This is a genomic window from Pseudomonas entomophila L48 (assembly GCF_000026105.1).
Classification (GTDB): domain Bacteria; phylum Pseudomonadota; class Gammaproteobacteria; order Pseudomonadales; family Pseudomonadaceae; genus Aquipseudomonas; species Aquipseudomonas entomophila.
The window spans coordinates 2866940-2891559 of sequence record NC_008027.1; the positions used below are offsets into that span (position 1 = coordinate 2866940).

The window sequence follows — 24620 nt, forward strand, 5'->3', positions numbered from 1 at the left end:
GCGCGGCGCATCGCGGATGAATCCGCTCCTACAAACGGACAGGCGCTCTGTAGGAGCGGATTCATCCGCGATGCGGTCTCATGGGCTCCGCAACGCCAAAGCCGGGCCCTTCGAAGGGACTTGACGCAGCAACTGCCCCAGCACCAGCTCGCCAAACGCGAGGTTGCCATGCAACGGGTCGTCCACCTCGCAGAACTCGGCGCGTTGCCGACCTTGGTCGTCGTTGGCAGCCTCACGCACATCGACCAGCTCGACACCCAGGGCCGTCAGGCGCTCGATCAAATGTGTCTGCGCCGCCATGAACACCCGGGCATCGGCCATCGGCGGCACCCGCTGCGGCGGTAGCACGGCGTACACCTTCAGGCCCAGGCCAAGCGCCTGCTCATAAAACGCCAGGGCGGGACGCGACAGGGTGTCGATGATCGCGGCGAACAACGGACCTTCGAGAAACCCGGGGTCGAACTCGCCCTCCAGGCCCTGGTAGCACAGCCAGTTCTGCCGGGTGGCCAGGTAGTGCAGGCTCAGGCCGATGCTGCTGACCAGCGGACCGGGAATCCTGCCGAGGCTGGGGGCATCGAGCTGGGCGAGGGCCTGGCGGTACAGCCGCTCGAGTTCGGTGTCGCGGAACACCACGTCATCCGGCGCCAGGGTGAAGAAGTCCACCCCGAAATCCCGCCCGGCACCCAGTGGCCCACCGCTGAACGACAGCTGCCTGGCCCTGGCGGCCTGGCCGACGACGCCTAGGTGTGAGTCGCCCAACAGCAGGAAGCTAGGCGTAGTAATCGAGAATGGCGTCTTCACAGACAAGGTCCTCGCAGGCCAGGGAAGGGGTGGTGGCGGGCGCTGCTGGCGCAGCCTCGGCATCGAGGCCGGCAAAGAACTGGCGCATCACGAAGGCCACGCCTCCAGGCGTGACTTCGCGCCGGTTCGGTTGGTAGAAGGCGCCCTTGAACGGCGTGCCGGTGATGATTTCGTAGGACGGGAAGTAGTCTACCTGGGGCAGGTCCTGGCACAGCTGACCGGCCACGGCGCGCAGCACCGACTTGGAGTAGGTGGTGGCGCTGAGCACGTGCTCGCCGGTGGCGCTGGCGGTGAGGGGAACCGGCGAGACGGTGAGCAGCAGGCGCAGTTCGGGGTTTACCGTGCGCATCAGCGCGATGGCTTCGGTCATGGCCTGGCAGGTGTCGTTGAAGCCGAAATTGCGAAACTCATGCACCCGAGGATCGAATTCGCCACGCACGGTGCCCGGGCACACCGGGTACACGACACCGCTCTCGCGGTTGGCCCAGGCTTCCGTCAGCCCCAGGGTAAAGACGAACACCTTGGCACGGTGCACGGCCAGACGGATCGCCGCGAGGGTTTGCTCCCGCGAATCGAAGAGTGCCTGTTCGCTGTCGAAGCCTGCCGTTTCCACCGCGGGGCGGAAGGGGTCGAAGAAGCGCCCCTCGTGCTGCCAGGTCTCGTGCGACTGCGGTTGCGTGCCCAGGGCCCACGTCAGCCATTGGCGCAGCATCGCCGCGGTATAGAGGTTGCCGGCGCGGAACGAGAACACGCCGTACTGGCGCGCCTTGCGTTCGTCCTCAAGCATCTCGGCCGGCGCCGGCTCGGCATCGAGCCAGTTCATCCCGCGTGCCACCAGGGCCCGGCCGATGTGCTGGGCGAAACAGGACCCGGCGGTGACGATGGCGTCCTTGGCGTCGATCGTGAACGCGGGCGACCACAGCTCAGCGATCTGCTCGGTGGGCCTGGCGGCAATCGCCGTGCGCCAGAACGCACGCGGCGGCAGGTATTGGTAGGGGTTCATGGGCTATCCGTGCAGGTCGAGGCGGTAGATGAGGTCGTCGCGCCAGGTGCCGCCGAGCAGGTAGGCGTCGGGTTCCCGGCGTTCGAAGGTGAAACCGCATTTGTCCATCACCCGGCAGGAGGCGACGTTGCCATCGGTGATGGTGGCTTCCAGTGTGCCGAGGCCAATGGCCGTGGCGTGGCCGATCACTGCCCGAAGGGACTCGGTGCCGAAGCCAAGGCCTTGATGCTCCGGCAGCAGCAGGTAACCGACCTCGGCATGGCCCGGGCGCAGGATGCGCAAGCCGGTGACCCCCAGGTCTTGCTGGGTTGCCTTGTCGGTCATCACCAGGCAAAGCCAGTGTTCGGCTTTAGCTGTCCAGGCGGGTAGACGGTGCTCGAAGCCGCGTCGGATTTCGCTTTCCGGCAGCTCGTCGAACACGTGGCGCATGGTTTCAGGCTCACGATGGAGCGTGAGGAACAGGGGCCAATCGGTTTCGACCAGGGCGCGCAGGTACAGCCGATCGGTGTGCAGCTCCAGCATCCGGTGCTCCTAGCGAGAGTGGAGGGCAAGGTGTTCTTGTACGCGTAGTAAGCAGGATGTTCAAGCGCCTGGGAATCGACTCGATCTTCTGCAAGTGAAGAGTTCCGTTGCTCAAGAGTGCATCATGTACAAGGCGCGCGGTCTTTCGACGGTTCAATCACGCGACCTAGACGGCACCCGGTTTTACCAGTGCTTGCCGGTCGTCAATGTCTTATATAGGGTATCGCCGGATTGACATGGAATTCCAACGCTGAGGAGTGGCACGTTGAGTAAGGCTGAAAATAAAGTTCAGACAGCTATAATGCTTGCGTTACATGATTACTGTAATCAAGAGGGCATGCCTCGCCTGGAGTTATTTCCTCCTTACGCCAACCAGCAGGGGGATACACTGAATAAATTTTGTGCTGACCTCGTAGGTCGGCTCGGTAATGCCAAACTCATACTGCTGGAGGTCAAAGAGCTCGATGTGAACACTGGAGAGTTTCCTGCGTTCAGACACTCTCAACATGACGATAATTTGCGATTTGAGAATGTCGGGGTCCCCTTGGCGTACGCCTACAACACAACCGAAATTTTGGCATATCACAAAAATCCCCGTCCATCGGATTGGGTGAGCTGCACGCTCTCAACAATAAACCGCAGCGTGCCCAGCCTGCTTCCTGGGCAATCGCCTGAAATGGCCGCGCACTCCTCTCTGCTCACCTGGTTAAAGGGGACCCGCGGCGAGAATGTTTCAGATGGCCTCGGCAGGGTGTTCGGCGCCTTTAAAAGTGTGGATCAGTTTAGAAACGGCATGCTGGTCTTGCTGCATAGCATTGATGAAAACATCCTGACCCGTTTAGATGAGGATGAACTGAGAAAGGTAATAAATCATCTTGAAAATAAACCGTCCCTATCATCGAAAGGCCAAGAAAACCTAACCCGATTGTTAGGTGAGTCTGCTCGTGTATTCAAAATGTTTTCGCCCGGCAAGAAAAAGCTCACGCCTTGATCGGCGGGCATCCGGGTGAGTGCCGGTGGCGCGCGGTACCTGTGGGAGCCGGCTTTGCCGGCGAACACCAGCCCACCGGAGCTGCGGTGGCGTGGGCTACGTGTTCGTGAGGGGGTGGTTTGAGTTAATATCGCCACCTCGCAACGGCGTCCGAGCGCGCCAGACAAAGGACTGTATGCCCGCTACCGCTTTCCTGCGCCGCCTGTTTGCCTGTGCCGTTCTCGGAGCACTGGTCGGCTGCCAGCCTGAACCCCCATTGCCCCTCGACCAGCAGCTCTATATCTGGCAACGCCAATGGCGGCCAGTCCACGCACAGGCCCTGGCCGAAAGCCGGGCGGATTTCTCGACCTTGCGGGTATTGGCGCTGCAAGCCCAGCCCAATGCCGGGTGGAGCAGGGCGCTGGTCGACCTGGAGCAATTGAAGGCCGATGGTCGGCCGGCCATCGCGGTCGTGCGCCTGGACGGTCAACTCCCTGCGCTGGACCTGGAGGCGGCACGCACCCAGATCGCGCAACTGCTGGCCGACTGGCAGGCTTTCGGTGTGCCCCTGGGCGGGCTCGAAATCGACCACGACAGTGGCAACGTCCGCCTGCCAGGCTACGCCGACTTTCTCCTGAAACTGCGCGAACAACTGCCGCCCGGCCTGAAACTGAGCATCACCGCCTTGCCCGCCTGGCTTGACAGCCCGCATCTGCCAGCGCTGCTGCAAGCTGTGGACAGCAGCGTGTTGCAAGTGCATGCGGTGAGCGACCCTCGGCGGGGTCTGTTCGATCCACTACTGGCCAGGCAATGGGCCGAACAATGGAGCCGCGTCAGCGAAAAGCCGTTCTACATCGCCTTGCCCGCCTATGGCGTCGCACTGCTGCCAGATGCCGGCGGTGCACCCGTGGTGGAAAGCGAAGTGCCCTTGGACCTTGCCGGCGAGCGTCGAGAGCTGCTGGCCGATCCGCAACAACTACTGGACCTTGGACGGCAACTGCGCAACCAGCCGCCCACGCACCTGGCCGGGCTGATCTGGTTCCGCCTGCCGTTGCCCGGTGACCGCCGCGCCTGGAGCCTGGCCACCCTGAAGGCGGTGGCGCGCGGCGATGAGCTGGCCAGCCAGTGGCAGGTCGAGACGGCTGGGCGCGACGGGCTTTACGACATCACGTTGGCCAACGTCGGCAATCTCGACCTGCCACTACCTGCGCGCGTGGAACTGAAGACCGACGCTTGCGACGCCGCGGACGGGCTCAACGGTTACCGCTTGCAGCAATCACCTCAACATCTCGTTTTCAACCGCCAGTCCAGCGCGCGTGTCGCGGCTGGCGGCCGGCGCGTGCTCGGCTGGGCACGCTGTCCTGGAATCGACCAAGGAGCATGGAATGTCTACCCGTAACTGGCCTCGGCACCTGTTGTGCCTGTCGCTGAGCGTGCCCTTTGGCCCGGCGCTGGCCTGTGGCCCCGATTTCCCGATGCAGTTGCTCAGGGACCGGGCACAGGCACTGGCCGAGCTGCCGGAAGGTAATTTCGCTTTCGAAGTGAACCGCCTCGGCCAGCAATTGGCAGGCCTGAAGCCCACCACGGAAGTCACCCTCATGCCTTACTGGGACGGTGACGACAACGACCGCCCTTACCGTGCGCAACGCAGCCAGGTCGAAGCCAGCGAGCTGCCGCAAAACCTGCGGGAGAAGGTCGCGCGGCTGCGCACCTTGCAGGATCCGCAACAGGTGGAGGCGCAGGGCGCCGACCTGCCGGATGAACTGCGCCTCTACATCGCTGGCGCGGTGGCATTCGACGCCGGCGACCATGCCCAGGCGGTGGATTACTTCAACAAGGTGCTGGCGCTGCCCGCCGAACAACGCAAGCTGCGCAGCACCTGGGCGGCCTACTCCCTGGGACGGGCCCTGGCGGCCCAGAGCCTTGAAGCCGGCGACGATGCGCAGGCAGTACCCGAGCCGTTGCGGGCCCAGGCACGACAGGCTTTTCAGCAGGCTCGTGCCCTCAGCGCCGAAGGCTTCAGCGACCCGCTCGAACTGGGGGTGGCCAGCCTAGGCGAGGAGGCCCGCCTGGCCAAGCTCGCCGGCGATTGGGACAGCGCCGTACAGCTGTACGCCAGCCAGAGCCGCCTGGGCTCGGGCAATGGCTACAGCTCGCTCAGGCAACTCGCCGACGAGCTGGTGGCCATGCCGGACGAGCCACTGAAAACCCTGTTGCAACAACCCATGGCACGCAAGCTGCTCACCGCCTACCTGCTGAGCCATATCGGCTGGGACTACGACAGGCAGCAGCCGGTTGAAGAACGGCGCCTGCCTCGGCTGCTGCAGGCCAGTGTCGGCGACAAGCTCGATGATGCCGACCGCTTGGCTGCGCTGAGTTATCAAGCGGGCGACTTCGCCGCTGCCGAAGGCTATCTGCGCCATGCCGGCGACACCGGTCTTGCATGGTGGCTGCGCGCCAAGCTGGCCCTGCGCGAGGGTGACAAGGCCCAGGCGGCGACTGCCTACGCCAAGGCCGCCGCCGCGTTTCCCCGCGACGAATCCTGGGGGGCGCGGCAAACGCCGGATTGGGACTACGAAAGCGTGAAACCCGGCTGCCGGGTCGAAGGCGAGGGCGCGATCCTGGCCCTGGAGCGCGGCGATTACCTGCAGGCGTTCGACCAGCTGTATCGCAGTCAGGAAATCTATTGGCAGGATGCGGCGAACGTGGCCGAGCGGGTGCTGACCCTCGATGAGCTCAAGGGGTATGTCGATGCCCATGTGCCCGCGCCAGCGGCCGCCAAGGCAGAGGAAGGCAGCTACGTGCCGCGACCGGTGGCGACGCAGTTGCGTGAGCTGCTCGGCCGTCGCCTGCTACGTGAAGGGCGTTACGACGAGGCACCCAGCTATTTCGACACGCCACAACTGCAAGCCGACGCCAAGGCCTACGTACAGAACCGCAAGGACGCTGTCTCGCGCTGGACGGCCACCGGCCGGGCCGAGGCACTGTATGCCGCAGCGACATTGGCGCGCACTTCCGGCATGGAGATCCTGGGCTACGAGATGGCGCCGGACTATGCCTGGCTGGGTGGCGGCTTCAGCCTGGGAAGCGCCGAAATACAACCGGGGCCGTTGATCGGTGCCGGCGAGCTGCAGCGTCAGCAGGCAACCGAAGCCAAGCCCGACCTGCGCTATCACTACCGCTATGTCGCCGCCGACCTGGCCAACCAGGCCGCGGACAACCTGCCGCACAGCAGCCAGGCCTTCGCTGCGGTGCTGTGCACGGCGGCCGGCTGGGTGCCTGGTAGCGATCAGGAACGTGCCCTGTACAAGCGCTATGTCGGGCAAGGGCCTTTCGTCGAGTGGGCAGAGGATTTCGGCAAACAGTGCGAAGCGCCGCGGTTCGACCAGGCCAACAAGCGCTATGTGACTGAGGCGTTGGATACCGCGCGTGACGTGCTGCGACCGTACAAGGCGCAGATCTTGCCGCTGGGGCTGGTGGCATTGGCTGGCGTTGCCTGGCTGTGGATCAGACGGCGCAAGACGAAGGCCTGAACGAGGGGTAATGTGTTGTCAAATGACTGTCGTCGAGGCTTCTATCATGCGTAGCTTGACGTTGTTGTTGGCAATCACCACCCTCGCGGGTTGCCAGGCCCCCATGCCGGCCGCCAACCCGCAGATGGCCTGGGTCGATTTCTCGATGCCATTCCCCAATGACCGCGTGCTGCTGGCCGAGCGCCTGGACAAACAGCGCCTGAGCGACGGCCGGTTCTTCCAGGTCAACCCCGGCAGCCATGAGCTGGTGGTCCGGTTCGACTATGAAGTGAATGGTGGGGGAGGGATGAGCATGATGGGTGGCCCCACCGTGCGGCAGTGCTATCTGACCGTGAATTACGCGCACTTCAAGGCGGGGCAGCGCTATGTGCTGGAAGCGCGCTCCATGGCCATGACACCGGAGGCGAGGCTGTATGATGCTGGGGGGAGGATCGTGGCAGAGGTCAGCGAGTTCTACTGCCTGATGTAACGACGCCACCTTCGTGGCAAAACTGTAACTGTAGGAGCGGCTTCAGCCGCGATCACCCGCGAAGCGGGTGCCTGCCAGCGCGGTGCCTTCATCGCGGCTGAAGCCGCTCCTACAGAGGCCATAAAAATCCATGAGTTGTCTGAAGCATGAATCGTTCGCTGTTCATTTCCCTGGATGGGCCCAAGGGTACCGGCAAGACCACGTTGCTGGAGTCCGTCACCAGAGCCCTCAGGGCGGACAACAGGAAGGTGATCCGCCTGTGCGAGAAGAAAAGCGATCCCTACCGGGGTGAAACCATGGCCCTGGTCAACCAGTTCGTCAGGAACCCCTGCCGGGATCTTGAACTGAGCATTTGCAAGCGTTTTGCACAAAGCCGTCATTGGATGTCCCAGCATGTACTGGCCAAGCAGCCACCGGGCAGCATCATCCTGATTGATCGCTGGTACCCCTCCGATGCCGCGTTTCGCCGGCTGGTGTCGTTTGCAGAGATTCTGCGCTTGAACATCGAGCGTAACGTGCGGGTACCAGACCTGCACATCGGGGTAGTCACCAAGCCTGAGATTTCCTGGGCGAGGGCAGCGGCACGCGCGCGCGGGCTGAGCAGTACGGTGATGCATGAACTGGAAGAGCATGTCGCAAGCACCGAGGCATTCCAGCGGGCAGTTGCAGACAACGGCTGGGTCATGTGCCGAAATGAAGGAACGCTCGAAGATGCGACGTTTCAAGTGGTTTCAGAGATCCATAGTTTGCTCTGATGCGCGCTGACGGCTGATCGACGCCTCATTTTCACTCCTGAAGTGAAAGTGTTCGCGGGTACAGCCCGTTTTTCCCAGGCGCCAGGCACGCCAGACTGAATGGCGAATCAAACCTTTCAGCAGCGAGCAACCATGAAAGCCATCGGTTTCATCCACAACGCCTTGCCCATCGAAGACCCAGCGTCTCTTCAGGACATCGAAATCCCCAGGCCTGGCCCAGGGCCCAAGGACCTTCTGGTCGAGGTCAAGGCCGTGTCGGTCAACCCCGTCGACACCAAGGTGCGCGCCGGCACCGTCACGCGTGAGCCGAAAATACTCGGCTGGGACGCGGCTGGCATCGTCCGTGAAGTCGGGCCCCAGGTGACCCTGTTCAAACCAGGTGACCAGGTGTACTACGCCGGGTCCATCGCCAGGCCCGGCAGCAACAGCGAGTATCACCTGGTCGACGAACGCATCGTCGGGCACCAGCCTCGCAGCCTGGATGCCGCGCAGGCCGCGGCACTGCCGCTGACCGCCATCACCGCCTGGGAGCTGCTGTTCGATCGCTTAGGGTTAGTCGAAGGCGGCGGGGAGGGCGATAGCTTGCTGATCGTCGGCGCCGCCGGTGGCGTCGGCTCGATGCTGGTACAACTGGCCCGACAACTGACCCGCCTGACGGTCATCGGCACGGCCTCCCGCGCCGAGACCGCCGACTGGGTGCGTGAACTGGGTGCCCATCACGTCATCGATCACAGCGCGCCGTTGCAAGGCCAGCTTCAGGCGTTGGGAATCGAATCCGTCAGCCATGTCGCCAGTCTTACCCACACCGACCAGCACTTCGCGCAACTGGTCGAGGTGCTGCGGCCACAAGGTCGGCTGGGGGTGATCGACGACCCGCAGACACTGGATGTCATGCCGCTCAAACGCAAGTCGCTGTCACTGCACTGGGAGTTGATGTTCACCCGCTCGCTGTACGAAACCCGCGACATGATCCAGCAGCATCGTTTGCTCGAGCGGGTGGCCGAGCTGATCGACCAGGGCATCCTGCGCACGACCCTGGGCGAGCATTTCGGTGCCATCAATGCCGCCAACCTGCGTCGCGCCCATGCGTTGGTGGAAAGCGGCAAGGCGCGCGGCAAGATTGTCCTGGAAGGCTTCTGAAACCCATTACCCCTCTGGGGCAGGCGGTACCGCGCCTGCCTCATGCCACTGAACAGGAGTCAGATGTGAACCGACAGGATAACCCCCTCGTTTCCCTTGCCATCCTCAAGGCCAGGCCCGGCCAGGCCCAGGCACTGAAAGCGGCTTTGCTGGCCTTGATCGAACCAACCCGAGCGGAGCCCGGCAACCGCGACTACATGCTGTTCGAGCGTAGCGACGAGCCGGGCACGTTCTACATGCGCGAAGCATTCGACCATCAACAGGCCCTGGACGCCCACATGGCCACTGCACACTTTCACCACTTTGCCGAGCAGGCCGACGGTCTGCTGGCGGAGCCTTTGCAACTGATCTTCCTCGACCCGGTGTCCACCGCCGTTGCTCCTCACCCCTGATGAGCGCCCGCGGCTCACCAGGAAATAAACTTTTTGCCGTTTTGGCTGCAGGAAGGCCAATGTGTGGAAAGGTGGTAGGCTTCAGCCGTGCTCCACAAGCGTGCGGCCGCTTCAAGCGTCCACTCAAGCGCCGGGAAACGGCGTCGCAGATCAATATCAACCAAGGAGGGTAGTAAATGAAACTTGTTGGCATGCTGGATTCACCTTATGTGCGCCGGGTGGCGATTTCCCTGGACCTGATGGGCGTCGAGTTCGAGCACGATCCGTTGTCGGTATTCCGCACGTTCGAGGCGTTCTCCCGGATCAACCCGGTGGTCAAGGCGCCGACGCTGGTGCTGGATGATGGTTCGGTGCTCATGGACTCGACGCTGATCATCGATTACTTCGAGGCCTTCAGCGCCCCCGAGCGCAAGTTGTTGCCGCAGCAGCCACAGGCCCTGGCCAAGGCTTTGCGTACGCTGGGCCTGGCGCTGGCGGCCTGCGAGAAGGCCGTCCAGATCGTCTATGAGCGCAACCTGCGGCCGGAGGAAAAACGCCATTCGCCCTGGATCGAGCGCGTCAGCCACCAGCTGTTGGCCGCGTGCACCGAACTGGACGGGCAATGCGCCGCACAACCGTCGCCAGGCGAACGGCCAGACCAGGCCGCGCTCAGCACTGCCGTGGCCTGGTCGTTCATGCAACTGATGTTGCCCGATGTGGTCAAGGCCGACGACTTCCCGGCCCTCCAGGCCCATGCAGCGCGCCTGGAGCAGACTGACCTGTTCAAGCGATATCCGATCGCCTGATGCCGGGTGCGGCTCGAGCGTTGCTCGACCGCACCCGTTTACTGAATAACCAGGTTGAATAGGGGAGAGATGCAGTCCCTATTCGTTCAACTCACGGGCGAACGCGTCAGGGTCCGAGAAAATAGCACTGGCGTGCAGCAAGCGCGGGGCAGCGTTCGCTTGTTGCAGGACGAATGTCGGCACGCCTCGGGCGCCAAACCTGTGCATCATGGCGCGGCCCGCGGCGACACGGTCTCGGTTGGACTGGAACAGGGCATCGTCCGGATACGCGAGACGCTCGGCGGCGGCATCCAGGCCGAGGTGACCCAGCACCTGTACCAGGGTGTCCAGACGGGTCACATCCAGACCATCGACATAACGCGCCGCCTGGATCGCCTTGAGCGCGTCGAACTCGCGCTCGGGTGCCGTCAGGTTCACGGCGGACAGTGCCAAGGTGAAGGGGCCGCTATCAAACGCCTGGCTCCGGTCGGCGAGCACATGATCACGGTAGCGTTCGCTGAAAACCTGCCCAGTCAAACGCGCAATACGTTGGTCGTTGCTCCAGGCATACGCCGCGAAACCATCGTCCATGGGGCGGGCGCCGTCTCCTGCGAACAACCCGGTCGGTATCAAGTGCAAGGGGATACCTGTGGACGCCAGGATCCGCGGCAAAGGCCCACCAGCGCCATAGCACCATCCGCACAGCGGATCGAAGAGGTAAACGAGGGTCTTGCTCATGAGGGAACTCCGTCAGCGATATGGCCGAAATTCTATCGTGTGCTTATTGATGCTTAAATGAATACAAAGCAAACGTATTGTGTTTTATAAGCATACAATTAAGAGGTCATGATGACGGGCACTTCCAACCTCAACCGGCTTGCCTACTTTACGGCGGTGGTCGAGACCGGCTCTTTCACCGCGGCCGCCGAGCGACTCGGTATCACAAAGGCCGTGGTCAGCCAACAGGTCGCGCGGCTGGAGCGAGAGTTTCGCACCACGTTGCTGGTGCGCAGCACGCGGCGAGTCCGCACCACAGAGGCGGGTCAATCGTTCTACTACCGCTGTGCATCGATCCTCAAGGAGGCCGAAGAAGCCTTTGAGGAACTGTCGGCATCGGCCAGCGAGCCTACGGGAACCCTGCGCCTGACCGCGCCTTTCGATTACGGCATCGGTGTTGTGGTCCCCGTGATAACCGAGTTCTCCCAGCGCTATCCGCAATGCAAGGTCGAGGTGCATTTCAGCGATCAGACACTGGACCTGGGCACTCACGACCTGGACCTTTCCATTCGCGTGGGGTGGATCACCGAGCAGCATCTGCAAGCCCGCCGTATAGGTGACTTCGAGCAGCGACTGGTGGCCGCGCCCCAGTGGCGAGCGCGTATGGACGCATTGCAGCACCCAACAGAGTTGGCTGAGCTGCCGCTGGTGGCGAACACGGCGCTGCGGGAGCCGACCAGGTGGGCGTTTGCCAGAGGTGAATCAGAGCGGGTGGTGGTGGAGATGAAATCCAGTGTGTCACTTAACGCGACCTTGGCCGTGCGTGAGGCGACCTTGCAGGGGGCCGGTCTATCGGTTCTGCCTGACTACGTGGCGGCGCCGGATTTGGAGGCGGGCCGGCTAATCGAAGTGTTGCCGGGATGGGCGTTGCCGCGTGGGGAAATTCATGTGGTGTTTCCGACGGCGCGCTTTCGGCCGGTCAACGTGAGGGTGTTTACCGAGTTGTTGGCGAGGAAAACCCTTCAGGCATGATCAGTCACCAGGGCACCGACTGGCCGTCCCAGGCCCAGAACGTACCTGTCTGTAACGGCCCATGCCAGCCGACAAGTTCGAGGATGCAGTCGGCGGCGAACGCAGGTGAGAACAGCTTGCCAACTGGCACGTTGCCCTGGAACGGACGTGAAAGCCGGGTATCGGTGGTCCCGGGGTGCAAGGCAAGGACTGTCGAGGCGGGGTTGAGTCGCTTGAGTTCGATGCTGGCCGTTCGCAACAACTGGTTGAGTGCGGCCTTGCTGGCGCGATAGCTGTACCAGCCGCCCAGGTGGTTGTCACCGATCGACCCGACCCGTGCCGACAACGCTGCGAAGGTGACGGGCTGCTGGCGCAGCAACGGCAACAGGTGCTTGAGCAGCAGGACAGGGGCGAAGCAGTTGGTGGCGAAACTCGCCTGCAATCCCGCTAGGTCCAGTTGCATCAGCGACTTCTCGGCGCGCGCCGGCGCTTCTTGCAGAATGCCAAGGGTGCACAAAACCAGGTTCAGTTGATCGCAGCAGGCACGGGCCTGGCCTGCCAGAGCCTGGAGTGCCTGTTCGTCCCGGGCGTCGCAGTCGAGGCAAATCAGCCGGTGGCCGTGCTCCCGGGCCAGGGCATCCAGGGCCGGGCTGCGGGTTGCCCGTCGCGAGACAGCAAGCAACAGCCCGACGTCCTCGCGTGCCAGCAGCTGCGAGCACAGGGCAAGGCCGATCCCCTGGCTGGCGCCACAGACCAGCACGTTGGCGGGTGTGTGAAGGTTGGGGATGAGGCTCATCGGACGATCTACCTGGTATCTGCAGCCGGCCTTCAAATCTATACCTGATTTGATTAAACCTGTACAAGAACCTAGTCTTGTACAGGTTATGGCTCCTTGCAGATTCGTCATGGCACTCCTTGCTCGCTGGGCCTGCTTCTGCCTGCTGCTGACGGCGCTGCCAGCGGCCGTTGCGGACTTGCGTGTGGCGCTGCCAGCGGCCCACCCGTTGGGTGGCGGTGATTTCACCTGGTTCGGCCTGAGGCTGTACACCGCACGTTTATGGACTGAAGGCCCGCGTCATGACTGGAACCAGCCTTTCGCCCTGGAACTGACCTACCACCGCGCCTTGTCCCGGGACACGCTGGTGCAAGCCAGCCTCGAAGAGATGCGTCGCCTGGGGGCCGACCGCGTGACGCCGCAACAACTCGAAGCCTGGGCCAAGGTACTGCAGGAGGCGTTCGCGGATGTGCGCCCCGGCATGCGCATCACGGGGGTGTACCTGCCGCAGCAGGGCTGCCGTTTCTACGTCGATGACAAGCCCAGCCGTGACAGTGCCGACCCGGCCTTTGCCCGGGCGTTCTTTGCCATCTGGCTGGACCCACGGGCCCGGGATCCGCAGTTGCGCCAGCAACTGCTCGGCCTGGCCGACAAGCACCGAGGAGGCACATGACCCTGTACAGAGCACTGTTGCTGGTGGCCTGCCTGGTTCTGGGCAGTTGTGGCAATGTCGAAGTCGAGCGCTATGCCGCGGAGCAACCCCGTTTCGACCTGGCAGCCTTCTTCTCGCGCCCGGTGCAGGCCTGGGGCATGTTCCAGAAGCGTTCCGGTGAAGTGGTAAAGCGCTTCAACGTTCGCATCGACAGCCGTCGGGAGGGCGAGCGGCTGATCCTCGACGAGCATTTTCTCTACAGCGACGGCACTCGGCAGCGGCGCACCTGGACGCTGGTGCCGGACGGGCCCGGCCACTGGCGGGGCACCGCCGGGGATGTGATCGGCGAGGCTCACGGTGAACTGGCTGGTAATGCGCTGCACTGGCGATACCAGTTGGATCTGCCCGTGGACGGGCGCCACTGGCAGGTGGACCTGGACGACTGGATGTACCTGATGGATGAGGACACCCTGATCAACCGATCGAAGATGACCAAGCTGGGCGTGGAAATCGGCCAGATCACCCTGTTCTTCCGCCGCCTTCCGGAGCGGGCGCCGTGACCCTGAATACAGCGCCAGAACTGTTGTCGGTGGCCCGCCAATGGTAACTCGAGCGATGCGCCTGGGCTTGGTGTTGGGCGACCAGTTAGCGTTCGACCTGGCAAGCCTCGCGGCACTGGACCCTGCCCGCGACGCGATCCTGATGGCGGAAGTGGAGGGCGAGGCCCGCTACGTGCCGCATCATCCGCAAAAGATCGTGCTCATCTTCAGCGCCATGCGCCATTTCGCCCGCGCACTGCGTGAGCGAGGCTGGACGGTGCACTATGTCCAGCTTGATGAGGACGGCAACAGCGGCAGCATTGCCGGTGAACTGCGGCGCTGGCGGCAGGCACTGGGCGCCAGTGAGATCCACCTCACCGAGTGCGGCGAGTGGCGCCTGGAGCAGGCGCTGCGCGATGCCGGCCTGCCGCTGGTGTGGCACCGCGACACACGTTTCCTGTGCTCACGCGAGGCATTCGCCCGCTGGGCCCAAGGGCGCGGCCACCTGCGCATGGAGCACTTCTACCGCGGCATGCGCAAGCGTTGTGGCTTGCTGCTCGAGCCCGACGGCAGCCCGGCTGGGGGCGCCTGGAATTTCGACAGCGACAACCGCAAACCCTTGCCACGCGGCCTGCGCGGGCCGTTTCCCGCACATTTCGAGCAGGACACGCTCACGGCGACAGTGGTGGCGCTGGTGCGTCAGCGCTTCAGCGACCACTACGGGGACGTTGACGGTTTCGACTACCCCGTGACCCATGCCGAGGCGCAACAACTGTGGCAGCATTTTCTCGACTTCGGCCTGGCGGCGTTCGGTGACTACCAGGACGCCATGGCCGAAGGCGAGCCGTACCTGTTCCATGCGCGCATCAGCGCGGCGCTGAACATCGGGCTGCTGGATGTGCGGCGCCTGTGCGAGGACGTGGACACGGCCTGGCGCGAGGGGCGGGTACCGCTCAACGCCGCCGAGGGTTTCATCCGCCAATTGATCGGCTGGCGCGAGTATGTGCGCGGCATCTACTGGCTGCGCATGCCCGAGTACGCCGGGCTCAACCACCTGGGCAACCACCGCGCCCTGCCGGCGTTCTACTGGACCGGGCAGACCCGCATGCGCTGTATGGCGCAGGCCATCGGGCAGACCCTGCGCCTGGGCTACGCGCACCATATCCAGCGCCTGATGGTCACGGGCAACTTTGCCCTGCTGGCCGGCATCGCGCCTGCGGCGATCTGCGAGTGGTACCTGGCGGTCTACATCGACGCGTTCGACTGGGTCGAGCTGCCCAACACCCTGGGCATGGTGATGCATGCCGACGGCGGCTACCTGGGGTCGAAACCTTACTGTGCCAGTGGCCGCTACATCCAGCGCATGTCCGATCATTGCAAGGCCTGCAGCTACAGGGTCGACAAGGTGGTCGAGGACGATGCCTGCCCGTTCAATGCGCTGTACTGGCACTTTCTCATCCGCCATCGCACCGCGCTGTCGGGCAACCCGCGGCTGGCATTGGTGTATCGCAGCCTGGATGGGATGGCGCCTGAGCGGCGTGATGCGGCATGGCGGCGTGGCCAGGCTCTGTTGGCGCAGCTCGATGCCGAGCAGGACTTATGAAGAAGGGCCAGTTGCCGAGCAAGATCTGCGCGGTTTGCGCAAGGCCGTTCACCTGGCGCAAGCGCTGGGCGCGGTGTTGGGAGCAGGTGAAGTATTGTTCGCAGCGCTGCCGCCGCCTGGCGGCACGTCGCGGGACACAGGCTCGCGGATGATTTGAGCTCCGTGCGCAACGCTCCCCTGATGTAGATGTGGCCCATTCGATGGAAGAAGTCGGGCAGGGGTGGCAAGGCTGGCGATTGCGGTGTGCCAGATGCATCTTGTCATTTGCAATGGCTTAGGGCAGGGTCGATGCCATGGACATCTCTGCCAAAGGAGCCACACCATGTCGAAGATATATCCCGGTATCGATCCCGAGGGGCTGGTCGAGTACTCGGTGGTCTACACGGACCGCTCGCTCAACCACATGTCCCAGTCGTTTCAAGGTGTGATGAAGAACATTTCAACCACCTTGAAGCAGGTCTACAACGCCCAGGCGGTTGCGGTGGTTCCGGGCAGTGGCACGTTCGGCATGGAAGCGGTGGCACGGCAGTTTGCCACCGGCCAGCAATGCCTGGTGATACGCAACGGCTGGTTCAGTTATCGCTGGAGCCAGATCCTCGAGATGGGCAACATCCCGGCGGCCACGACGGTGCTCAAAGCCCGGCCGGTTGAAACGGGGCGCCAGGCGGCCTACGCCCCGGCCCCTCTGGACGAAGTGTTGGCAGCCATTGCGTCGCAGAAGCCGCAGATTGTCTTCGCCCCCCACGTCGAAACGTCATCAGGGATCATCCTGCCCGACGAGTACCTGCGGGCCGTGGGCGACGCCGTGCATGCGGTGGGCGGCCTGTTCGTGCTGGACTGCATCGCCTCAGGCGCGATCTGGGTGGATATGCACAAATGCGCGGTCGACCTGCTGATCAGCGCACCGCAGAAAGGCTGGAGCGCCTCACCTTGCTGCGCCCTGGTGATGCTCAGCACTTTGGCCCTCGAGCGCATTGAATCGACGCAAAGCACCAGCTTCGCCTGCGACTTGAAGAAGTGGCTTCAGATCATGCTGGCCTATGAGCAGGGGGGCCACGCCTACCATGCGACCATGCCCAGCGATGCCCTCGCACGGTTCAACGAAGTAATGAAAGAGACACAAGCCTACGGTTTCGACAAGGTCTGCGACGAACAACAGGCCCTGGGTGATCGGGTGCGCGCAATGATGGCCCGCAAAGGTATCAAGAGCGTGGCCGCAGCGGGCTTTCAGGCCCCTGGCGTGGTAGTGAGCTACACCGATGATGCCGATATCAAGAGTGGCAAGAAGTTTGTCAGCCACGGCCTGCAGATTGCCGCCGGGGTGCCGTTGCAATGCGACGAGCCGGCCGACTTCCAGACCTTCCGCATCGGCCTGTTCGGGCTCGAAAAGCTGCACAATCTCGAGCGCACGGTCAGCACCCTGGAGCAGGCACTGGACGAGGTGATGGTTAACTGAACGGTCGGTTGGAGGACTTGCAATGGCAACGAACGATGCGAGGTCACGATTTGAGGCCAAGCTTTTTCGTCCGGCAAAGCCCGGTGATGACGGGCCATGGGCGTTTGCAGTTCTTCCAAGGGAGGCGAGTGAACGGCTTCCAAGGCGGGGAAGGACGACCGTTGAAGGCACAATCAATGGGCATCCTTTCCAGGCAACCCTGGAACCCGATGGTCAGCTGAGCCATTGGCTGAAGGTCGGTCGCGATTTACTCGACGCGGCAGGTGTGGCCGTTGGCGATATCGTTACCCTCGAACTCATCCCGGTGAAGCAGGAGCCCGAACCTGACATCCCGGCAGATTTCGAGGAAGCCCTGGCAGCCACGCCTGAAGCTCAAAAGGTTTGGAACACTACGACGACCCTGGCGCGGGTGGACTGGATTCACTGGATCACTTCAGCGAAGCAACTCAAGACGCGCGAAAAGCGAATGGGGGATGCCTGCGATATGCTTGCAGCCGGCAAGAAGCAGGTTTGCTGTTTCGACCCGTCGGGCTATTACAGCAAAGCCTTCCGGGCGCCCGAGGCAGAAAATTAACCTCGGGCTGGCCATATCCAGCGCCTGATGGTCGCGGGCAGCTTTGCCCCGCTGGCCGGCATCGTGCCTGCGGCGATCTGCGAGTGGGTCGAGCTGCCCAACACCCTGGGCAGGGTGATGCATGTCGAAGCGGCTAGCTGGGGTCGAAACATTCACACTCCCAGCCCCGAAAAAGCGTTGACGCCTTCCAGGGTGGCGAAGGAGGTGTCCTTGGCGGTCAGAAGGAAGTCGCTGACATAAGGCACCTCCAGCATGTCGCTGCTATTGCCGCGAACAGTTGCACGCCAATGTGCTCCTCCAGCTCCCGGAACGGGGGCAAAAACGCCGACTGTGTCAGGTGCAGGCGCTCGGCGGCTTCATGCAGGCTGTCCGTTTCGCGCAGGGCATGGACCGTGCGCAGGTGTCTCAGGTCGATCATGAGTAAAACTAAATTTGTATGCAAAAAAAATGAGTTTGTCTCATTGCTGCCTGGTCCCTGACAATCCCTTTCATTGAATTCTCCAGTAGGGCAAGGCACTTGGCACGGGTACATCATCTACCTCGCGCTGGGTGACATTCAGTCAGGTATTTTGGCGGCCGCTAGGGAACGTGAGCCCAGCGCTAGCCTCGGGATAAGGGTGCCAGAGCAAAATGAGTAAAGATTTCACGTTCGCCATCAAACGTGTTCGCTTCGATGAACATTATCACCCTGCAGACAACACGCGGATCACCACCAACTTTGCCAACCTGGCCAGGGGCGAAAGCCGTCAGCAGAACCTGCGTAACACGCTGGCGATGATCGACAATCGCTTCAATGCCCTGGCGCATTGGGACAACCCCAAGGGTGACCGTTATTCCGTAGAGCTCGATATCATTTCCGTCGAGATGAGTATCGTCGGTGAACAGGCGGGGGATGCCCTGCCGTTAATTGAAATTCTGAAAACCAACATTGTCGATCGCCAAACCAACGAGCACATTGAGGGCATTGTCGGGAACAACTTCTCGTCGTATGTGCGGGACTATGACTTCAGCGTGCTGTTGCTGGAGCACAATAAAGGACAGTCGGGTTTCAGCACGCCGAAAGCGTTTGGCGAACTGCATGGGAAACTGTTCAAGTGCTTCGTCAACTCAAGCGCGTTCAAGGCGCACTTCGGCAAGCCGCCGGTCATCTGCCTGAGCGTTTCGAGCAGCAAGACCTACCACCGCACTGAAAACCAGCACCCGGTCCTCGGTCATGAATACCAGCAGGATGAATACTCATTGACCGATGAGTACTTCGCCAAGATGGGCCTGAAGGTGCGCTATTTCATGCCGTCGAACAGTGTCGCGCCGCTGGCCTTCTACTTTGCCGGCGACTTGCTGGGCGACTACACCAACCTCGAGCTGATCAGCACCATCAGCACGATGGACACCTTCCAGAAGATTTACCGCCCCGAGATCTACAACGCGAACTCCGCAGCCGGCAAATCCTATCAGCCAAGCCTGAAGCACCAGGATTACTCGCTGACTCGAATTGTCTACGACCGCGAAGAGCGCAGCCGTCTGGCCATTGAACAGGGCAAGTACGCTGAAGCGCAATTCATCAAACCGTTCCACGCTGTGCTGCAGCAGTGGTCCGCTAATTACGCTGTTTGATTGATCGAATACACAAGGCCTTGCGTGATGAAAAAACTACTCCCCACTTCGACTGCCGGCAGCCTGCCCAAACCTTCCTGGCTGGCACAGCCGGAAACCCTCTGGTCGCCCTGGAAGCTGCAAGACGAGGCGCTGATCGAGGGCAAGCAGGATGCGTTGCGTCTGTCGTTGCACGAGCAACAAGTCGCCGGTATCGATATCGTCAGTGACGGTGAGCAAACCCGTCAGCACTTTGTGACGACCTTCATCGAACACCTCAGCGGCGTTGATTTTGAAAAGCGCGAAACCGTGCGGATTCGCGACCGCTACGATGCCAGCGTGCCGACGGTGGTCGGTGCGGTTTCTCGTCAGAAGCCCGTGTTCGTCGAAGATGCCAAGTTCCTGCGTCAGCAGACCCGGCAACCGATCAAGTGGGCGCTGCCAGGTCCCATGACCATGATCGACACCCTGTACGACAGCCACTACAAGAGCCGCGAAAAGCTGGCCTGGGAATTCGCCAGGATTCTCAACGAGGAAGCTCGCGAGCTGGAGGCAGCCGGTGTCGACATCATCCAGTTCGATGAACCGGCCTTCAACGTGTTCTTCGACGAGGTGAACGACTGGGGCGTTGCCACTCTGGAGCGGGCCATTGAAGGCCTCAAGTGCGAAACGGCCGTGCATATCTGCTATGGCTATGGCATCAAGGCCAATACCGACTGGAAAAAGACCCTGGGTTCGGAGTGGCGCCAGTATGAGGAGGCGTTCCCCAAACTACAGAAATCCAAGATCGACATCGTCTCGCTGGAGTGCCACAACTCCCACGTTCCGATGGACCTGATCGAGCTGATCCGCGGCAAGAAGGTGATGGTCGGGGCCATCGACGTGGCCAACCACGCCATCGAAACCCCGGAAGAAGTGGCCAACACCCTGCGCAAGGCCCTTCAGTTCGTGGATGCCGACAAGCTCTATCCGTGCACCAACTGCGGCATGGCACCGTTGCCGCGCGCCGTGGCACGCGGCAAGCTCACTGCATTGAGTGCAGGTGCCCAGATCGTGCGCCGAGAACTCGCGAAGTAAGACCGAGCGCGATGTGGGAGGGCGGGGCGTGCAGCTTCGCCCTTTCATACCGTTCGCGGGTTGCACCTAACTTTCAGGATCTTCCATGTCGCTTTCCAGTACTGCGATCGAGCCGTTGCGCTTTCGCGAGGCGCTCGGGCACTACGCCTCCGGCATCACGGTGATTACCTCGCACAGTGATGGCGAGCCCCTTGGCTTTACCTGCCAATCGTTCTACAGCGTGTCGATGAATCCGCCATTGGTGTCGTTCAGCGTCATGTCCAGTTCGGCCAGCTATCCCGGGATTCGCCAGGCCGGCCGTTTCGCGGTCAACATCCTGTCAGGCGAGCAAGTCGGCATTTCCAACCAGTTCGCCCGACGAGGCACGGACAAGTGGCAGGGCGTCGACTGGCAGGCTTCGCCTTTGGGTAACCCGATCATCGCCGGCAGCCTGCACTGGCTCGATTGCGAGATTCACGCCGAACACGCCGCAGGCGATCACCTGATCGTGATTGGCGAGGTGAAAGCGCTGAACCTGCAACAAGCTGCTGCCACACAGCCACTGCTCTATTACAAGGGGCAGTATTGCAACCTCGTGCAATCAGCGTAACGGTTGCCTACAAGCCCTGCGCAAACGCCGCCAGCCCAGCACGACACCGCTAAGGGCGATCACCAGGCCACCGACGCTCATGGCGATGAGCAGGCTTTCGCGCAGCAGCGGCCTGGCCAGCAGGGGTTGCCAATCCCAGCTGTGCAGCAGGTTGAACAACCAGCGGCCAACCCGTTGCGTGCGGTCGAAGCTGGCCACCACCTCGCCGCTGGCCGGGTCCAGGTACACCCACGTGCGCGCAGGGTCATCGAAGTGCAGGCCCAGCACGGGCAGTGGGCGCGCCTGGAAGCCGTACATGCTTTGCGGATCACGGGCAAAGTAGTGGAAGTCGTAGGCGGTCTGCCAGTGATCCTCGACCGCGCCTCCCGGCGCGATGGCCTGGGCGGCGGCCAGCAGCCGCTGCCTGGACAAGGCTCGCATCGGTGCCATGCCGGCTTCGACCAGGCGGCTGTCGCCGCTGGCGTTGCGTGCGACCACGAAGGTGACGCCAGCGAGCCGCTGCCATTGCAGCTCCACCGGGACGAATCCATCCTCCTCGGCCAGGCGCGCCATGACCTGGCGCAGCGGCATGGCGAAATCGTCGGGGCGCAATGGCCCTTGGCGCAGGGCCGACAGGTCGAGGCGCGAATGGCTGTCGGTCAGGCCCCAGGGGCGCATGGACATCAGCCCACTGAACACCCACAGCACCAGCACCACGCCGAACAACAGCCCGCCAATGTGATGCCAGCGCAACCAGCCAGCGGGGTAGGGGCTGCAGGAGCCGCTGCGATAGCGTTTGCGCAGCCGCAGGCGCAGGACCCCCACCGCCATGCCCAGGACCGCCATGAGCGTACCGAGCAGGGAGAGACCCATCACCAGCGTGCGCCAGCCATTGTCGAAGCCGAACCCCCCGCGCAGGGGATACAGCCAGTGAAGCCAGGCACCGACCCAGTTCCAGGCGCGTTCCTGGGCGGTGGCGTCGCGCACCACCTCGCCGGTGCGCCCGGACAGGTACAGCCAGGTACCGGCAGCATCCGCTACCCGCACCTTGTGCAAGGGCCGGTCGCTGTCCAGGGCGCGCGAGTGGGTCCACATGTCCTCATCCACGGCCCCCAGATAAGCCAATGCCGCGTCACCGGCATACTGCCGAGCATTGGCCAGCGCCCAAGCGGCATCGCTGCTGGCCAGCGGCTCACCGCTGGCAGCCTCGAGGGTGACGCGGCGGCCGTCGGCCAGTTCCAGTAGATAATGAGGTCGCCCGCCCAGGCTGGTCAGGCGCAGGGTTTTCATTGGCTGCTGCGCCCAACTGGCCGGCAACTCGGCGCAGCAGCCTGCCGGCAACACCGGCAGGTGGCCCAGGCGCTCGCCTGGGGTCAGCTTGGGGTAGCCGACATACAGCATGACCACCCCGGAGACGAACCACAGTGCCATGAACAGGCAGGCGACGATGCCCAGCCAGCGGTGCCAGAGGTACAGCTGGCGCTTCAGGCCCATCAGTAGCGCCACTGCACAGCGACTTCCAGGCTGCGCGGCTCACCCAGGTAGTACTGGGTGTTGGTCTGGTGGATGAAACGTGCGTAGACCTCGTCGGTGAGGTTGCGCAGGCGCGCGCTGACTTGCACGTGCTTGTCCAGGTCGTGGGTCATGGACAGCCCGTACACGGTATACGACGGCACCCAGGCGGTGTTGGCGGTGTTGGCGTAGACCGACGATACATAGCGGGCGTCGGCGCCGACCTGCCAGCCCGGCGCCAGGTCGTAGGTCAGCCACAGGTTGGCCAACCGGTCGGGGATGTTCACCGGGTTCTTGCCCTTGCGCGAGTACACCACGCCGCCGATGGTTTCGTTGAACTCGTCATACTCGGCGTTGACCCAGCTGAAGTTGCCCGCCGCCAGCAGCTTGGGCGTGACCTTGTACGAGGCTGCCAGCTCGATGCCGGTGGAGGTCTGCTGGCCCGCCTGCTCGGTGGTATTGGGCACGGTCGAGGAGGGCACCGAGATGTTCTTGCGCACGATGCGGTAGGCCGCAGCGGTGGCGGTGCCGCGTCCGTCGAGGAAGTCGAGCTTGCTGCCCACTTCGACCTGCCGGCCGGTGCTCAGGTCAAAGTCGCCAACCTGGCTGAGCGAGGCGCCGGTGAGCGAGCCTCCCGGCGGTTCGGCCGAGGTGCTGTACTGGGTGTACAGGCTGACGTTGGGCGTCAGGTCGTAGACCAGGCCCAGGCGGCCGGTGAAGGCGTCCCAGCGTCGGTCCAGCTTGGCCCGGGTCACGTAATCGACCACGTCGAAGTCGATATGGTCGTAACGCAGCGCGGTGATCAACGACAGCTGGTCGGTCAGGCGGGTGCGGTTCTCGACAAAGCCCGCAGTGGTGTCGGTGGTGGTGCTGCGGCCTTTGGCGCGCGGCGCGTCCATGCCGGGGATGTCGAGGAAGTGGCCGGGCTGGAAACCGTTCGGGTCGAGGGTGTCGAAGGCACCTTTGGACAGCGGGTAGGCCGTCTGCTGGTTGCGGCTGTAGTCCACGCCGAACGCCCAGTCGCTGGCCAGGCCGAACAGCTGGCCTTGATGGGTCAGTTCGGTGCGGTTGCCGTTGACCTCCTGGTCGTGGCGCTGGCGGTAGCCGCCGGAGCGGGCGATGCTGGTGTTGCCGGCGTTGTAGCGGTACACCTCGAGGTTGCGGTAATCGCGCTGGCCGTTGTAGTGGTAGAAGGTATTGCGCAGCTGGTTGCTGTCGTCGATGCGGTAGTCGGTGATCGAGCGCAGCCAGCGGGTGCGCTGCTCGTAGCGACCGTCCTCGACGTTGTAGTTGTTGAAACGGTTGTGCTTGTCGATGTGCAAGGTGCCCACCAGGGGTTGCAACACTGGCGTGCCCCAGTACGGGCTGTCTTCTTTTTCTTCCAGGTATTCGATGGCCAGGGTGTGGGAGAGCTGGTCGTTGATATCGCTGAGCAGCGAGAAGGCCAGGTTGCCGGCACCGTTCTCCTGACGGTCGATGTAGCCGTTGCTGCTGGTGCGGCTGTAGTCGAGCCGCGCGTAGTGGCGTGGGCCGTCGCCGCTGTTGAGCGCCTTGTTGAAACCGACCGAGGTTTCCATCGTATCGTAGCGCCCGTAGCTGACGCGGCCTTCGAAGGTGTCTTCGTCGCGGTTGGCCAGCTTGGTGATCATGTTAAGGCTGCCGCCGACGGCGCCGCTGCCGTTGAGGAACGACGAGGGGCCGCCGAGCAGTTCGACGCGGTCGTAGATCCAGGCGCCAACCGGGCGCGCCGTGGCGCCGTATTGCAGGTTGATGCCGTTGAACAGCTGGCTGACCTGGGCGCCGTTGAAGCCGCGGTACGCGACGTAGCCGCCCCAGCCGGGCGGCGCTGAGGCGTTGACCCCGGGCAGGGCGTTGGCGGCGTCCTGGAAGTTGCGCGCGCCGATGCGCTCCATGGTATTGCGGTCGGCGACGCTGACCGAGGCGGGGTTTTCGCGGGCGCTGAGGTTGAGCCGCGAGCCGCTTTCGATAGGGCGGTCGAGGTCCAGAGTGGTGGCTTCTTTGGGTTGGTCGGCGGTGGCCGTGACGTTACTGGCGGGCAGGGTCAGGGTGTCATCCTGCGCCCAGGCGCAGGTCGCGCTGCCAACGAGCAGCGCCAAAGTGGTCATGCGGAACATGCAAGGCTTCCTGGCTGAAATCGGTGGGCGCACGCCCGCTGCCGATCAGGCGGCACTCG

Annotated in this window: 25 protein-coding genes and 1 pseudogene; 18 read left to right on the forward strand and 8 right to left on the reverse strand. The window is 63.0% G+C overall.

Annotated features, from left to right (window positions below; all coding sequences use genetic code 11):
* Positions 1 to 78: 78 nt before the first annotated feature.
* Genes PSEEN_RS12625 through PSEEN_RS12635 form a run of 3 tightly spaced genes read right to left on the reverse strand, consistent with a single transcriptional unit; the run spans position 79 to position 2326 of the window.
* On the reverse strand, positions 79 to 801 hold the full coding sequence (locus PSEEN_RS12625) for a hypothetical protein (RefSeq protein WP_158020253.1): 723 nt from the start codon (positions 799 to 801) through the stop codon (positions 79 to 81).
* On the reverse strand, positions 770 to 1804 hold the full coding sequence (locus tag PSEEN_RS12630; RefSeq protein ID WP_011533904.1) for a GSCFA domain-containing protein: 1035 nt from the start codon (positions 1802 to 1804) through the stop codon (positions 770 to 772). Before PSEEN_RS12630 ends, PSEEN_RS12625 begins: the two co-directional genes overlap by 32 nt.
* A gap of 3 nt (positions 1805 to 1807) precedes the next feature.
* Entirely contained in the window at positions 1808 to 2326 is a 519-nt protein-coding gene (locus tag PSEEN_RS12635) for a GNAT family N-acetyltransferase (protein ID WP_011533905.1), read from the reverse strand.
* A gap of 265 nt (positions 2327 to 2591) precedes the next feature.
* Here PSEEN_RS12635 and PSEEN_RS26645 point away from each other — a divergent pair, with 265 nt between their 5' ends.
* The 8 genes from PSEEN_RS26645 (at position 2592) to PSEEN_RS12675 (ending at position 10370) form a co-directional block, all read left to right on the forward strand.
* On the forward strand, positions 2592 to 3317 hold the full coding sequence (locus PSEEN_RS26645) for a hypothetical protein (protein WP_011533906.1): 726 nt from the start codon (positions 2592 to 2594) through the stop codon (positions 3315 to 3317).
* Between the two features lie 175 nt (positions 3318 to 3492).
* Entirely contained in the window at positions 3493 to 4695 is a 1203-nt protein-coding gene (locus tag PSEEN_RS12645; protein ID WP_011533907.1) for a DUF3142 domain-containing protein, read from the forward strand.
* Positions 4682 to 6829, forward strand: coding sequence for a hypothetical protein (locus tag PSEEN_RS12650; protein ID WP_011533908.1), 2148 nt, complete (start codon positions 4682 to 4684; stop codon positions 6827 to 6829). The genes PSEEN_RS12645 and PSEEN_RS12650 overlap by 14 nt, the downstream gene beginning before the upstream one ends.
* Before the next feature lie 46 nt (positions 6830 to 6875).
* Positions 6876 to 7298, forward strand: a complete 423-nt coding sequence (locus tag PSEEN_RS12655) for a PA0061/PA0062 family lipoprotein (protein ID WP_011533909.1) — start codon at positions 6876 to 6878, stop codon at positions 7296 to 7298.
* 146 nt (positions 7299 to 7444) lie between these two features.
* The gene (locus PSEEN_RS12660) at positions 7445 to 8053 is read left to right on the forward strand and encodes a dTMP kinase (protein WP_011533910.1); all 609 of its coding nucleotides are present in this window, start codon (positions 7445 to 7447) and stop codon (positions 8051 to 8053) included.
* Positions 8054 to 8185: 132 nt separating this feature from the next.
* Positions 8186 to 9193, forward strand: a complete 1008-nt coding sequence (locus PSEEN_RS12665) for a zinc-binding alcohol dehydrogenase family protein (protein WP_011533911.1) — start codon at positions 8186 to 8188, stop codon at positions 9191 to 9193.
* Positions 9194 to 9258: 65 nt separating this feature from the next.
* The gene (locus PSEEN_RS12670) at positions 9259 to 9585 is read left to right on the forward strand and encodes a putative quinol monooxygenase (RefSeq protein WP_011533912.1); all 327 of its coding nucleotides are present in this window, start codon (positions 9259 to 9261) and stop codon (positions 9583 to 9585) included.
* A gap of 176 nt (positions 9586 to 9761) precedes the next feature.
* Positions 9762 to 10370, forward strand: a complete 609-nt coding sequence (locus PSEEN_RS12675; protein WP_011533913.1) for a glutathione S-transferase — start codon at positions 9762 to 9764, stop codon at positions 10368 to 10370.
* A 78-nt stretch (positions 10371 to 10448) separates the two neighbouring features.
* Here PSEEN_RS12675 and PSEEN_RS12680 read toward each other — a convergent pair whose 3' ends face one another.
* Positions 10449 to 11087, reverse strand: a complete 639-nt coding sequence (locus PSEEN_RS12680; protein ID WP_011533914.1) for a DsbA family protein — start codon at positions 11085 to 11087, stop codon at positions 10449 to 10451.
* A gap of 111 nt (positions 11088 to 11198) precedes the next feature.
* Between PSEEN_RS12680 and PSEEN_RS12685 the strand changes: the two genes are divergently transcribed.
* Positions 11199 to 12098 carry a LysR family transcriptional regulator gene (locus PSEEN_RS12685; protein ID WP_197533007.1) on the forward strand — a complete coding sequence of 300 codons (900 nt, stop codon included), beginning with the start codon at positions 11199 to 11201 and terminating at the stop codon, positions 12096 to 12098.
* A gap of 4 nt (positions 12099 to 12102) precedes the next feature.
* On the opposite strand, the gene PSEEN_RS12690 is transcribed toward PSEEN_RS12685, so the two are convergent.
* On the reverse strand, positions 12103 to 12873 hold the full coding sequence (locus PSEEN_RS12690) for an SDR family NAD(P)-dependent oxidoreductase (RefSeq protein WP_011533916.1): 771 nt from the start codon (positions 12871 to 12873) through the stop codon (positions 12103 to 12105).
* 109 nt (positions 12874 to 12982) lie between these two features.
* Between PSEEN_RS12690 and PSEEN_RS12695 the strand changes: the two genes are divergently transcribed.
* From PSEEN_RS12695 to PSEEN_RS12715, 6 genes are all read left to right on the forward strand, one after another.
* Complete coding sequence (locus PSEEN_RS12695; protein WP_011533917.1) at positions 12983 to 13525, forward strand: chalcone isomerase family protein; 543 nt, start codon at positions 12983 to 12985, stop codon at positions 13523 to 13525.
* 2 nt (positions 13526 to 13527) lie between these two features.
* Entirely contained in the window at positions 13528 to 14064 is a 537-nt protein-coding gene (locus PSEEN_RS12700; RefSeq protein WP_044488791.1) for a DUF3833 domain-containing protein, read from the forward strand.
* A 55-nt stretch (positions 14065 to 14119) separates the two neighbouring features.
* Positions 14120 to 15646 carry a cryptochrome/photolyase family protein gene (locus PSEEN_RS12705; protein ID WP_044488083.1) on the forward strand — a complete coding sequence of 509 codons (1527 nt, stop codon included), beginning with the start codon at positions 14120 to 14122 and terminating at the stop codon, positions 15644 to 15646.
* Positions 15643 to 15798 carry a DUF2256 domain-containing protein gene (locus tag PSEEN_RS26150; RefSeq protein ID WP_083789176.1) on the forward strand — a complete coding sequence of 52 codons (156 nt, stop codon included), beginning with the start codon at positions 15643 to 15645 and terminating at the stop codon, positions 15796 to 15798. Before PSEEN_RS12705 ends, PSEEN_RS26150 begins: the two co-directional genes overlap by 4 nt.
* 170 nt (positions 15799 to 15968) lie before the next feature.
* On the forward strand, positions 15969 to 17102 hold the full coding sequence (locus tag PSEEN_RS12710; protein WP_011533921.1) for a pyridoxal-phosphate-dependent aminotransferase family protein: 1134 nt from the start codon (positions 15969 to 15971) through the stop codon (positions 17100 to 17102).
* 22 nt (positions 17103 to 17124) lie between these two features.
* On the forward strand, positions 17125 to 17676 hold the full coding sequence (locus PSEEN_RS12715) for a YdeI/OmpD-associated family protein (protein ID WP_011533922.1): 552 nt from the start codon (positions 17125 to 17127) through the stop codon (positions 17674 to 17676).
* Between the two features lie 271 nt (positions 17677 to 17947).
* Here PSEEN_RS12715 and PSEEN_RS26160 read toward each other — a convergent pair.
* A pseudogene (locus PSEEN_RS26160) lies at positions 17948 to 18094 on the reverse strand (LysR family transcriptional regulator); the annotation flags it as partial.
* Positions 18095 to 18306: 212 nt separating this feature from the next.
* Here PSEEN_RS26160 and PSEEN_RS12720 point away from each other — a divergent pair.
* The 3 genes from PSEEN_RS12720 (at position 18307) to PSEEN_RS12730 (ending at position 20935) form a co-directional block, all read left to right on the forward strand.
* Positions 18307 to 19290: a DUF1852 domain-containing protein gene (locus PSEEN_RS12720; RefSeq protein ID WP_011533923.1), complete on the forward strand. Its 984-nt coding sequence runs from the start codon at positions 18307 to 18309 to the stop codon at positions 19288 to 19290.
* Positions 19291 to 19317: 27 nt separating this feature from the next.
* A complete protein-coding gene (locus PSEEN_RS12725; protein WP_011533924.1) occupies positions 19318 to 20346 on the forward strand; it encodes a methionine synthase in 1029 nt (342 codons plus the stop codon).
* A gap of 85 nt (positions 20347 to 20431) precedes the next feature.
* Positions 20432 to 20935, forward strand: coding sequence for a flavin reductase family protein (locus PSEEN_RS12730; RefSeq protein ID WP_011533925.1), 504 nt, complete (start codon positions 20432 to 20434; stop codon positions 20933 to 20935).
* Here PSEEN_RS12730 and PSEEN_RS12735 read toward each other — a convergent pair.
* Together PSEEN_RS12735 and PSEEN_RS12740 are read right to left on the reverse strand one after the other, a co-directional pair.
* Positions 20927 to 22402, reverse strand: a complete 1476-nt coding sequence (locus tag PSEEN_RS12735) for a PepSY domain-containing protein (RefSeq protein ID WP_044488792.1) — start codon at positions 22400 to 22402, stop codon at positions 20927 to 20929. The genes PSEEN_RS12730 and PSEEN_RS12735 overlap by 9 nt on opposite strands.
* A 5-nt stretch (positions 22403 to 22407) precedes the next feature.
* A complete protein-coding gene (locus tag PSEEN_RS12740) occupies positions 22408 to 24561 on the reverse strand; it encodes a TonB-dependent receptor (RefSeq protein WP_011533927.1) in 2154 nt (717 codons plus the stop codon).
* Between the last annotated feature and the right edge of the window lie 59 nt (positions 24562 to 24620).